The sequence below is a fragment of the Microcoleus vaginatus FACHB-2002 genome (genome assembly GCF_040004035.1).
Taxonomy (GTDB): Bacteria; Cyanobacteriota; Cyanobacteriia; order Cyanobacteriales; family Microcoleaceae; genus Microcoleus; species Microcoleus vaginatus_C.
On sequence record NZ_JAMPLN010000072.1, the window covers coordinates 1 to 11938 of the forward strand.

General features: G+C 47.8%; 11 protein-coding genes and 1 pseudogene. 5 read left to right on the top strand and 7 right to left on the bottom strand.

The features are described 5' to 3' along the window. Positions 1 to 101 precede the first annotated feature (101 nt). From NDI35_RS29135 to NDI35_RS29165, 7 genes and pseudogenes are all read right to left on the bottom strand, one after another. Positions 102 to 296: pseudogene (locus tag NDI35_RS29135) on the bottom strand (photosystem II q(b) protein); the annotation flags it as partial. Positions 297 to 421: 125 nt separating this feature from the next. After that, positions 422 to 1198, bottom strand: a complete 777-nt coding sequence (locus NDI35_RS29140) for a DUF6816 family protein (RefSeq protein WP_445315744.1) — start codon at positions 1196 to 1198, stop codon at positions 422 to 424. Positions 1199 to 1451: 253 nt separating this feature from the next. Continuing rightward, positions 1452 to 1856, bottom strand: a complete 405-nt coding sequence (locus NDI35_RS29145) for a ChuX/HutX family heme-like substrate-binding protein (protein ID WP_445315745.1) — start codon at positions 1854 to 1856, stop codon at positions 1452 to 1454. A gap of 105 nt (positions 1857 to 1961) precedes the next feature. Beyond that, on the bottom strand, positions 1962 to 2915 hold the full coding sequence (locus NDI35_RS29150; protein WP_445315746.1) for a PhoH family protein: 954 nt from the start codon (positions 2913 to 2915) through the stop codon (positions 1962 to 1964). A 374-nt stretch (positions 2916 to 3289) separates the two neighbouring features. Continuing rightward, positions 3290 to 3826, bottom strand: a complete 537-nt coding sequence (locus NDI35_RS29155) for a KH domain-containing protein (RefSeq protein WP_333069122.1) — start codon at positions 3824 to 3826, stop codon at positions 3290 to 3292. Next, positions 3765 to 4049, bottom strand: coding sequence for a 30S ribosomal protein S16 (rpsP, locus tag NDI35_RS29160; protein WP_006633724.1), 285 nt, complete (start codon positions 4047 to 4049; stop codon positions 3765 to 3767). The genes NDI35_RS29155 and rpsP overlap by 62 nt, the downstream gene beginning before the upstream one ends. A gap of 81 nt (positions 4050 to 4130) precedes the next feature. Beyond that, positions 4131 to 5465 carry a D-alanyl-D-alanine carboxypeptidase gene (locus NDI35_RS29165; protein WP_445315747.1) on the bottom strand — a complete coding sequence of 445 codons (1335 nt, stop codon included), beginning with the start codon at positions 5463 to 5465 and terminating at the stop codon, positions 4131 to 4133. A 358-nt stretch (positions 5466 to 5823) separates the two neighbouring features. On the opposite strand from NDI35_RS29165, the gene plsX reads away from it, so the two are divergent. The 5 genes from plsX (at position 5824) to NDI35_RS29190 (ending at position 11227) form a co-directional block, all read left to right on the top strand. Further along, entirely contained in the window at positions 5824 to 6873 is a 1050-nt protein-coding gene (gene plsX / locus NDI35_RS29170; protein WP_445315751.1) for a phosphate acyltransferase PlsX, read from the top strand. 163 nt (positions 6874 to 7036) lie between these two features. Continuing rightward, the gene (locus tag NDI35_RS29175) at positions 7037 to 8038 is read left to right on the top strand and encodes a beta-ketoacyl-ACP synthase III (protein ID WP_445315748.1); all 1002 of its coding nucleotides are present in this window, start codon (positions 7037 to 7039) and stop codon (positions 8036 to 8038) included. A gap of 402 nt (positions 8039 to 8440) precedes the next feature. Next, a complete protein-coding gene (gene fabD / locus NDI35_RS29180) occupies positions 8441 to 9322 on the top strand; it encodes an ACP S-malonyltransferase (RefSeq protein ID WP_333177985.1) in 882 nt (293 codons plus the stop codon). A gap of 243 nt (positions 9323 to 9565) precedes the next feature. Further along, complete coding sequence (locus NDI35_RS29185) at positions 9566 to 10279, top strand: PspA/IM30 family protein (RefSeq protein WP_445315749.1); 714 nt, start codon at positions 9566 to 9568, stop codon at positions 10277 to 10279. 9 nt (positions 10280 to 10288) lie between these two features. After that, entirely contained in the window at positions 10289 to 11227 is a 939-nt protein-coding gene (locus NDI35_RS29190; protein WP_445315750.1) for a phosphate ABC transporter substrate-binding protein, read from the top strand. Positions 11228 to 11938: the final 711 nt, after the last annotated feature.

Consider the following 11938-nt stretch of genomic DNA (forward strand, 5'->3'; position numbering starts at 1 on the left):
TCTTCAAGATTAGCTATTTAATCTGAGCCCTCTTGAGTTTTTGAGTAACAGCTTGCCTTCTATCCAAAGGCAACTACTTTTAGATGCGATCGTTTTTTAGTCTAAACTCCAGTGATAGAAGGAGCAACCATTACTACGGGAGTTGTTTCACCAGCAGCCAAATCAAGCGGGAAGTTGTGAGCATTGTGATCGTGCATTACTTCCATACCCAAGTTAGCGCGGTTACTCACATCAGCCCAAGTATTGATGACACGACCTTGAGAGTCGATAATCGATTAGTTGAAGTTGAAGTTGCTAGGTAAGCTGCTACGCATCTAAATTGTATTTTTGGGCGGGCGGGACGCCTACCCCACAAGAGTTTGATTGTTTTTTGACAGACAATTTAAATGCCGCAACAGCTTAGAGCGAGATGACAGCTTAATTATGCCCACACCAACTGCAACCGATATCGGTACAGAGCCACAGGATGCCCCCCAGCCGCAAAATAATCCGGGTCTTGCGGCGACAAATAAATCGCTGTCACCTGATCTGCCTCAATTCTTTTACTCGCAGAATCGCCATTTTCCCCGCCTCCAACAACTCGATAAGCCGTTGTAGTTTCCACCTCGTTTAAATAAATATCAGACTCTCCCCGAAAAATCTGCTGAGAAATCTCTGTAGACACAAACTCGCGAGGATTCGGCGTTTCAGTGCCGCGACTGGTAACAATCGATATTAATTGGCGTTCCCCTTTCAAAACAGTAATTTGGCGGTTGGGATTGGTGGGATCGACTTTCACCGAAACTACGCCACCATCGCCTAAATAAGCCTTGGCAATATTCAAACCGTTAAAAGTGCGATCGGCTACAATCTTTTGAGCCTTTTTAAATGTATAATTAGAAATTAAACCAAGATTTTTTTCAGGTTGAAATCGCACTTTAAATAATACCGGCTGCTGCAAATACTGGCGGTTGCTTTCAAAGCCTGGCGTGACAATATTTGGCGCTAAAGGAGCGACTAAATCTACCAAAGTGCTAGCAACATTCCAATTCCCCGCCATCCAGTCGGGATATACCAAATCTCCCTTAGCTACAGCGATAGGAGGCTTGCTTTCCCAATTGGGAAAACTTGATATGCGCTCGCCCAAAACCCCTGCCCTCGCACCACCACCCCACAGCAACACCAGCAAAACCAAACAAAAACTCCAAAATACCTTCATACCCAATTACATTCAAAAAACTAACCTTCTGTCTCTCTTTCTCTTCTTTCTCTCTTCTCTGTGTTCTCTGCGTCCTCTGCGGTTCATTAATTCACAAATTAGACAACAAACGACTTAAACATCATATTTTCTACCATTCTCAGAAACACGCATCCTGCCTGTTGCACAAAAATAAATGTTCGGCTTGTGGGAGTAGGGGTTGGGCATCCTACCCGCCCCCAATATGCAGTTCAAAGGTGGAAAAACCTATTTTTTAAAGCGCCTCAACAGGTGCAGGTTCCCAAACTTCCCCGTATTTTTCCTTCAATTCGTGCCAATTTTCCACCTGTCCTGGTTCGTATTCCCCCGGCTTTCCCCACTGCAAAAACGCGCTCAAAGCAGCCTCATTTTGTTCGTCGAGAAAACGGATTGCATAAGTAGTAAAATTGCCTCTTTTCGCTTCACCAGTTTCAAACTTTACCTGTTTTATTTTGTCCATATTTAGGTGAAACTCAAATATTTCTGCGTGCATATTGGCATATTTACCCTTCGGCAACTCCGCATAAAACAGCTTGTGAATTGAACCGCGCACTTCCAGCACCGCCGCGCTGCTAGTCACAATTAAACGCAGCGTTCCCAATTGTTGGCAAGCTTCCAAGAATTCTTTCAGGTTAGGCATAATTTAATTTGGGAATTGGGTATGGGGTATTGGACTTTGAGCATTAGAACCAACAAGAACTCACAATCAACCAATGACTACTGACTACTGACTACTAACTACTGACTATGTTTCGTGCAGTTCGTAAGCAGCGACAATCCGCTGCACTAGCGGATGTCGTACCACATCCGCCTGAGAAAATTCACAGAAAGCAATGCCCTCAACGTTGCGTAGAATGTTTTGGGCGACTGACAATCCCGACTGTTGGTTTGGCGGCAAATCTGTTTGAGTGATATCCCCCGTTACTACCATTCTCGATCGAAAGCCCAGACGAGTCAACACCATTTTCATCTGAGCCGGCGTCGTATTTTGAGCTTCGTCCAAAATTACGAAAGCATTGCTGAGAGTGCGCCCCCGCATATAAGCTAAAGGAGCTACTTCGATCAAGCCTCTTTCCATTAAATCGGCCATTTTTTCAGGGTCGATCATTTCTTGCAGGGCGTCGTAAAGCGGGCGCAAATATGGATCGACTTTTTGCTGCAAATCTCCCGGCAAAAACCCTAATTTTTCGCCAGCTTCCACGGCTGGCCTGGTTAAAATCAGCCGTTCGTACTGCTTGCTTAACAGCGCTTGCACGGCGAATATAGCTGCTAGAAATGTTTTGCCAGTACCAGCGGGGCCAATGCAAAATGTCAAGTCATGCGTGCGTACTGCTTGGACGTATTGCCGCTGCTTGAAGGTTTTGGCTCTAATTTCTTCGCCGCGGCGGGTTCTGGCGAGAACGTCTCGCTGTAAGTCTTGTAAATCGCCTTGGCGGTTGGTATCCAAAGCTTGGCGCGCCGTCTGGATTTCAACTCCGGTAATATTTTTGCCGGATTTCCAATAGTCGGAGAGCGATCGCACTAATTTATGACACAATTCTACTTGACTTTTTGTGCCGGAAATCAGCAGTTCTTGCCCTCGCATTACCAGGCTAGCACCGGTTTGCTTAGAGATCATTTTCAGGTTTTCTTCTTGATTACCCGCCAGCGACATTGCGCTTTGAATGCTCGGTAACTCTATTGTTAGTTTTTCATTCATGCCAACATAAGCTCCTCCAAATAAGCAATTAAAAGTTAACAACTAAACGTTAAACCACTCACTATTTGCGAACAAAAAAACGCCCGTTACTAGGTTTTACCTAGTATCTAAGGCGTCATTTAGATTTAGCTCCCAAATGAGTTTGGTGTTTGAGGCACAAATCAAATCTCCCTTCTATTAAGTCAGGCAATTTTAGATTTTAGATTGAAAATTTTAGATTTTAGATTAACCTGATGCCGCTCACATTTGAAATTTAAAATTTTACATTTGTTTCCGATCGCAAAACCGGCAATTTCAAACCTAACGGCGCTTGTAATACAAAGTCTACAACAGGCAATCTAAAATCTAAAATTCTTTCTGGGCTCTGCAGTTAGTTAATAACCCGGAGTATTTCGGCTCGTTCTAAACGTAGGTGTGTTAGTACGGCGAGGTTGTTCTCTCGGAGTTCTGCTAGCTAAGGGACTCGGCGACGGAGGTGGCGTCCGGGGTCGGAAGTCGCCTCGCGGCTCCCGCGAGCCACGATCTGGGCGGTCGCGATCCGGGCGGTCGCGATCCGGGCGATCGCGATCGCCCCTGGGCGGGCCAGATCCACGATCGCCCGCTTCGCCATCGTATATATCTAAGTAGAGTGACTGACCCGCCGTCTGCGCCACCGCTTCGAGCGTAGTCCTAATTGCCTGAATATTGCGTCCGCCCCTACCGTAAACCCGGCCTTTGTCCGGATCTTCAAAAGCCAGCCTAACCCAGACCCGCGATTGTCGCGGGTGCAGTTCGCAATCAACCCGCAAAGAGCCTGGGGTCTCTAAAAAAGGCCCAATTAAAAACTTAACCAGTCCAGCATAGTTGGGACTAGCTGACTGTTGCTGTGCTGGATTCAACGTTGGCTCCGGCTCCGACTTGTTCAAATACATGGGCTTTTCTCAGGATGTCACGCACGGTGTCAGTTGGCTGAGCGCCTTCTTGCAGGCGCTTGACAATCGCTGGAACATCCAGCCTGGTTTCATTATTTCTGGGGTTGTAATAGCCGAGCTCTTCTAGGGGACGGCCGTCGCGGCGAGTAGAACTGTTCATCGCTACAATCCGGTAGCTTGTCTCGCGTTTTTTCCCGTATCTCTTCAATCGCAGTTTGATCATCTTCTTGCACAATAGTCTTGTTCCAATTCTAAGCTATTTTGTCAGCGCTCCTTCCCCGAACTCCAACTCAACCCCTATTTCTTAACCTCCCACCAAAATATCGCTACGATTTGCTGCCCCCAAGGCAGGTCTGGCGCCGTCAATGTGCGGTGTAATTGCTAGTGGCAAAATCGATGCACTTCCCCACTGCTGCACCAATTTTTGCAAAAATATATCTTGCTGCGCTCTCAAAGAGTCCCAATCGGTGCCGCGATTAATAATTGCAAACCAAACTAAACCCCGATCGCGCGTGGGTATGGCTCCAGCCAAAGCAATTACGGTGTTCAAAGTACCAGTTTTCACCACAGCCGATGGCGGAATGTGTCGGTTTTCCAAAGTTCCTCGATCGCGCCCGGACACCGGAAACAAGTCAGCAATCGTCAGCCCAGTAGTCTGAAGGTTGCGGGCGATGGCCTGCATCATCCCACAAGCCGCCCTGGGAGACATCCGATTTTCCACTCCCAATCCCGAACCGTTAACTAATTGAAGTTCCTCCTCCGGCACCCCCGCAGCCCAAGTCGCTTGCTGCTGCACTATTTTTGCCCCGCCCAAATCGTCCGCCAGCATCTGAGCTATTTCATTATCGCTGTGGACGTTCATCTGCTTGAGAATTTCCGCTAAAGGAAGCGATCGGCGCTTCAGCAGCAAACGCCCCGAAGTCACAAATTTCTCAGCAATGACGCTGCCGACAACCGTTACTTGCGGCTTTCTAGTTCCCGGAGCCATCTTAGAATACATTGCCACCACATCCTGCGACCAACTGAGCCCCTCAAGAGCTTGCCGCAGTATCTCCCCCGCAACCAAAGGATCGGACTCGTAATTCATGCGGAAATTGCCTGTCACCACCAAATTCCCCGCCACACGATTGATACCCATTTGATTAAGAGCATTGCCAACGGCGATCGCCTCCTCCCACACAAACAGCGGATCGCCTCCGCCGCTGACCACCAAATCTCCCTGCAATACACCATTCCTAATCGGCCCCGTTGCTCGGAACCGCGTTTCAAACTGATAATCCGGGCCCCAAGTTTCCAGCGACGCCAGAGAAGTCGCAATCTTAGTCAGCGAAGCCCCAGGCATCAGCGTCTTGCCCTGCTGACTTACCAGCGGCACCATTCCCGCTTGCACCCAAATTCCCTGATTCCCATCAATCAGGTTCTTGTCCTTCAAATCTTTTAAATATTCCCGCACCGTCGCTTCTGCTGGCAAGTCTGGATTTGCCGCATCTATTCCCCCAAAAGCCAAATCTTGGGCCACCACTAACCCAGGTATCCCTCCCCGCCAAGCCAGCACTGACGCAGCATTAGGCGCGGCACTGCCTACCCCAGCCATGTCGAGCCACAGAGACATCATCCCTGAGCTAAATAAATCCAGCATTTTTTACTCCTAAAGTCAATCGATTTTAGATTTTAGATTTTAGATTTCAGATTGAAGAAAGCGCTCCCACTGATAAATCCGAGGGCAAGTGATGAGGATGGGGAGCTTTTTTTTCGCTCCACGGATGAATCCGGCGTTCCCGGACTAAAGTGCTTGCGGCCATGTAAACTATTTCATTGATTTTTTCAATATGCCGTCAAAAATAGTAAAGTAGTGACAAAACAAGTTCTATCAGAGTAGCCGGAAATAAGAATTGTCCGATCGCCCTAGCGAGCGGATTTTAGTTCTTTATTCAGACTTCTGGATTCACGCTCCTGACTTCCTGGTAGAATTTTTAGTGTTTCTCAAACATTGGTCAATGGGATCGACACGCGCAAGAATTGCGATAGACGCTATGGGTGGGGATCATGCCCCCGCCGAAGTTGTAGCTGGAGCGCTTAAGGCACAAGAAGAATTAGGCGTAGAGATTTTGCTTGTGGGCGACCCGCAGCAAATAGAAGACTCGCTCCGGCAACAAGACGCGATCGGCCGCGTCTCTACAGGTCAGCTAGAAATCGTTCCTTCTGAAGGAGCGATCGAAATGCACGAAGAACCTTTGAGTGCCCTCAAACGCAAGCCCAACGCTTCGATTAACGTAGCGATGAACTTGGTAAAGCAGCAGCAAGCTGATGCTGTGGTGTCCGCCGGTCACTCCGGCGCGGCAATGGCTGCTGCCCTGCTCAGGTTGGGCCGGCTCCCCGGAATCGATCGCCCTGCGATCGGTGCGGTTTTGCCGACAATGATACCGGGCAGCTCTGTACTCATTCTCGATGTCGGCGCTAATGTGGACTGCCGCCCCAAATTTTTGGAGCAGTTCGCTCTTATGGGAACTATTTACAGCCAGTGCGTGCTGGGCGTGACCGAACCTAAAATCGGCCTGCTCAACATTGGCGAAGAACCTTCTAAAGGCAACGACGCAGCCGTGCGAACCCACCAGTTATTGGTGGACAACCCGAACATTCCTTTTGTGGGCAATGCCGAAGGCCGCGACGTGCTGTCGGGGAAATTCGACGTGATTGTCTGCGACGGGTTTGTCGGTAACGTGTTGTTGAAGTTTGCCGAAGCGGTGGGCGAAGTCGTAGTCCAGGTGCTTAAGGAAGAGTTGGTCAAAGGACTCCAACATCAAATTAACGACCCTATGCTGCAAAAAAGCTTGCAAGGATTCAAGCAGCGGGTAGACCACGTTGAACACGGCGGCGGTTTGCTGTTGGGCGTTGCTGGAGTTTGCATTATCAGCCACGGTTCGTCTCAAGCTGCTTCAATTTTCAATGCCATTCGTTTGGCGAAGGAGGCTGTTGACAACCAAGTGCTGGAGCGAATTCGATCGTCCAATCAGCAAAGCGCTCTGGAACAAGAAGCTGTGAATTAGAGGCAGTAAGTAGGAATTAAAAATTAAAAATGTAAAATTAAAAATGTCAGCTTAAACCCACTGTTTTGCTTAAAAAAAGTAATTTCAGCAGTTTAAAAAATAATTTTAATTGGTAGTTTTTAATTTTTAATTTCTCGATCGAACAGCGAGTAAATGGAGAGGAATGTTGCAGCAATCAGGGTTCGGCATTGCCGTCACGGGTAGCGGTTCTTGTACACCGCAGGTTTCGCTGGATAATAACGGTTTGAGTCAGATAGTAGAAACGAATGACGAGTGGATTGGGGCGCGGACGGGTATTCGCTCCCGCAGGCTGGCGGACGATCGCACTTCTTTGTGCGATTTAGCGTCCGAGGCATCGCTTCAGGCGATCGCCATGGCAGAAATTTCGCCTACAGATATCGATTTGATTATTTTGGCGACCTCAAGCCCTGACGATTTGTTTGGCACTGCCAGTAAAATTCAATATCAATTGGGCGCCACAAAAGCTGTGGCTTTTGATTTGACAGCAGCTTGTTCGGGCTTTGTTTTTGGTTTAGTTACAGCCTCGCAGTTCATTCGGACAGGGGTTTATCAAAATGTTTTGCTGATCGGAGCAGATATTTTGTCTCGCTGGGTGAATTGGTCGGATCGGGGTACTTGCATTCTTTTTGGAGACGGTGCAGGTGCGGTGGTATTGCAAGCTTCAGAAGTCGATCACTTTTTGGGATTTGAAATTCGCAGCGACGGCACGCAAAATTCGTCTCTCAATTTGCCTTACAAAGCCGAGTCAAAACAATTAATTGAGGGCGTCAACATCGGAGTTGGCGGATTTCATCCCATTACAATGAACGGTCAAGAAATCTATCGGTTTGCCGTAAAAAAAGTGCCGGAAGTCATAGAAAAAGCTATGTTTCGGGCAAATATTAGCGCTGCTGAAATTGACTGGCTGTTGTTGCACCAAGCCAATCAGCGGATTCTCGATGCAGTTGCCCAAAGGCTAAAGATTCCCCCCGAAAAAGTAATCAGCAATTTGGCGAATTACGGCAATACCTCAGCGGCTTCAATTCCCCTTGCCTTAGACGAAGCCGTGCGTTTGGGTAAAGTTAAAGCGGGCGATACTATTGCTGCTGCTGGTTTTGGTGCAGGTTTGACTTGGGGAGCTGCGATTTTTCAATGGGGAAGGTAATATTTGGCGGCCGGTTGTAAACTTGCTCCGGTTATTGTCGGGAGTTCGATCGAGTAAAATACAAATCCTTTAACACGCCATACATAGGACAAGGTTCGCAGCGGTGCACCACCTCGACAGCAGTTATTGACAAGCGCGTGCTGAAATGGAAAATCCTCTATTCTTCGATCGACTTTCCCCGGCTTGAAGCTTGAAAATTGTGTTACGGCTATTAATCAGATTCAAGTAGCAAAAAAAAATAAACCTGGTAAAAATCACAGTTAGATGTTATAATTGTGAGTCGCGAGTAGATAGTTCGTTAACCGAAAGATAGCGGATACCAGCGAGCGAACTTAGAAGCGGAAAAGAAAGAATTTTTGCAATCACCAATTAGCAACCACCAATTAGCAGATTACCGGAAAAATGACTAAAACAGCATGGGTATTTCCCGGACAAGGTTCCCAGGCGATCGGGATGGGTGCAGACTTATTAAACTTGCCAACAGCCAAAGCCAAATTTGAGCTCGCTAAAGAAATTTTAGGCTGGTCTGTCCCGGAAGTTTGCCAAAAAGAAGAAGCAAAACTATCTCGGACTCTCTACACTCAGCCTTGCTTGTTCGTAGTAGAAAGTATTTTGGCCGACTTAGTGCGAGAAAAAAGCGATCGGCCAGCGGTAGTTGCCGGTCACAGTTTAGGAGAATACGTTGCCCTCTACGCAGCAGGCGTCTTTGACTTTGAAACCGGATTGCGCTTAGTCAAACGCCGCGCCGAACTCATGGACACTGCCTCGGGCGGGCAAATGGTGGCTTTGATCGGGTTCGACAGACAGGAACTAGAATTGCAAATTCAATACAGCCGAGACGTAGTGCTGGCAAACGACAACAGCGAAGCACAAGTCGTTATTTCTGGAACGCCCGCAGCAGTAGAAGATTTGCTTGCCAAAATCAAAGTCAAACGCGCCGTTAAATTGAATGTTTCTGGTGCGTTTCACTCTCCCCTGATGGCCGGGGTGGCGGCAGAGTTTCAACTAGCCTTAAAGTCTGCAAGGTTTTCCGATGCTAAAATGCTGGTGCTCTCGAACGCAGAACCCTCAGCCACTACCAGCGCAGCCACTTTAAAGCAGCGGTTGACTCAGCAGATGACCAAAGGCGTGCGGTGGCGAGAAATTTCTATGCAATTGCCACAACAAGGAATCGATCGGGTAGTGGAAATTGGCCCCGGCAAAGTTCTCACAGGTTTGATCAAACGGACTTGCCCGGATTTAGCACTGGTAAATGTTAGCAGTTTTGCAGATTTGCCCGCTTAATCTATGTTTAACCTGTGATGAAATCGCAGGCCCTAAAAGTGAGAGTTAACAGGCCCTAAGATTGCCCAAAAATGAATCGCACAACAGGCAACTGCGAATATTGGCTGTTGTGCAAATTGGCGATGGACGATCCAGACAGCTAGAAAATCTTTATCAAAAATGTAGATATCGATCAACCTGATGGGGCGATCGACAAATCCTGATGTAAACTAGGCGTAAAAACCAAGCTTATCTGGTATTTATATGAAAAAAGTCCTTTACTGGTTGATGGGCGACAAGGCAGGCAGAACCATAGTAGGTGTCTGGAATTGGATGTGGGGACTGCCCGTAGAATCCGGCGGCCAGGTGTCGGTAGCGGTAGCCGAAGAGTCGTTGCGATCGATGCAAGAATCAGTGCAAAAGCTAGCAGCAGCAGTCTCCACCCAAGTTGCAGCCTACCAGCGCGCCAAAACGAAATATGAAGAAAAAGTTAGGGAAATGCAAACCGTAGAGCGCCAAGCCATCACAGCCCAGCGCAACGGCAACGAAGAAGCAGCCCGCTTGGCAATGTCGAAAGTAATTCAGACAGAACAAATTCTGCCGCAGTTAGAAGCTCAAGTAAAACAAGCCGAACAGTACGTCAACGCTTCCAAAGACAAGCTAAATCGAGAGCGGATGAAGCTGGAAGCCTACAAAACTGATATGCAAAATATGAAAGATATGGCCGAGATTAACGAAGCTCTCGGAGCCATATCCAAAGTCAACAACGACCTCAGTATCGATTCAGCTCGATCGCAGTTTGAGCAAGCCAAAAACGCCGTCCACGGCCGCAACCTCAAACAGCAAGCTTTAGCAGAACTATCTGAAAACCCCCAAGAAAGACTTCAAGCAGAATTAGAAAATATGACCTTAGACGATGAAGTTAATCGCAGGCTGCAAATGTTAGACGGCTCCAACAACAAAGAACTTCCCAACTAAGGAGAATTTATGGCTAAGAGCGGACCTCCCCCCATAGTTTTTATTTTGTTATTTCTCTTGCTCGCCGGTGGCGGTTGGTTCTTTTTTCTCAACAAACCAGCGTCCCCGGATGCTAATAATACACCCACTCCCACACCTGCAGGCGGTGCAGTCGCACCTCCCCTCGCGCCCGTAGTCGGCGGTACTACGCCTGTTGCCGCTAGTACCTTTGCGCTGCCAGCTTCCGTAGCTGCGGGCACGGCCGTGAGAATTGACGGTTCTACCAGCATGGTGACAATCAATCAGAACCTCAAGAACGGCTTTCAAGGGAGGTTTGCTGGCACTACAGTCGATGCCAAAGCAAATGGTTCTGCAAAGGGAATTCAGGATTTGGTGGCGGGAACAGCCGATATTGCAGCGATATCGCGACCTTTGACGGCTCAAGAACAAGGTCAGGGTTTGGCAGCGGTGCCTGTTGCCCTAGATACCATCGCTCTTGTAGTCGGCATTAACAACCCGTTTAAAGGACGTTTAACTTCCGCTCAAGTTCAAGATATCTTCACGGGAAATGCTCAAGACTGGTCGAAAGTCGGCGGTCCAGCGGGCCAAATTAAAGTGATAAATCGACCAGAAGTTAGTGGCACTCACCAAACGTTTAAAGAACAAGTGCTCGGAGGTGGCGAGTTTGGCACGGCGTCAAATATTACCACGCTCGATCGAGATGCGACAACTCCCCTGCTGCAAGCTTTAGGCAACAACGGCATTGGCTATGCGACTTTCGCTCAAGTAGCCAATCAGAAAACGGTGCGCGTTGTTCCCGTCAACGGTGCGACGCCGGATGCTGGTAACTATCCTTACAAGCGGCAGTTGTACTACGCTTACAAAAATCCTCCTAGCCAAGCAGTTAAGGATTTCTTGGGCTACGCGACTTCTTCGGAAGGACAAAAAGCGATGCTGGCTGGAAATTGAGGCTTTGCAAACGTCCGACATTCAGGACTTGGCCAGACTTCTGTCGGGATCTACACCAGTGATGTCCGCGCAGGCGGACTTTCTTATTGGGCTGGGTAAGGTGTACTCTTCAGGGGGTGACAAGCACCCCTGAACCTACAGGCGTCTGTTTTCGCGCGCTCGCAGAGCTCAAAAAAATTTCGGCTTATTGACAAAATAATCTCAAGAGTGAAAAAGTGCTAAGTTGTGATAAAAAATAAGGGTCTCGCTAATACCACAAGACCCAAATCAATAATTATGTGGGCCTCATTCTATCACGACCTACTCAAAAAATACCTAAGCCCAACACAATTACTTACTCTTGAGATGTTCGCGCGTGTTGTTACAGACTCAAAAATAAGTCAGAATAGAGCGATTAGCTGCCACCCTGCAATTGCCGCTCTTACAAAGTAGTCGCCGCCGCCACATACAACGATTTTTACAGATTAAAGCACGAGCGCATACTTGTGCTGTGGTTTTCAATTGTCTTGCGAGGTAATAGCCCGTCAGCTAAAAGCCGGGAGTCAATTAATCATTGCATTGGATAGAACCCGATGGAAAGAGTATAATGTCTTAATGGTATAGTTATTTCAAATAAAAATGAGACACTAACTTGCACAATAAGCGCGAATAATCTCATCAAGAGATGTGGCAGAATGCGAATACATTATAGCTCTCTTTAATGCACTAAAA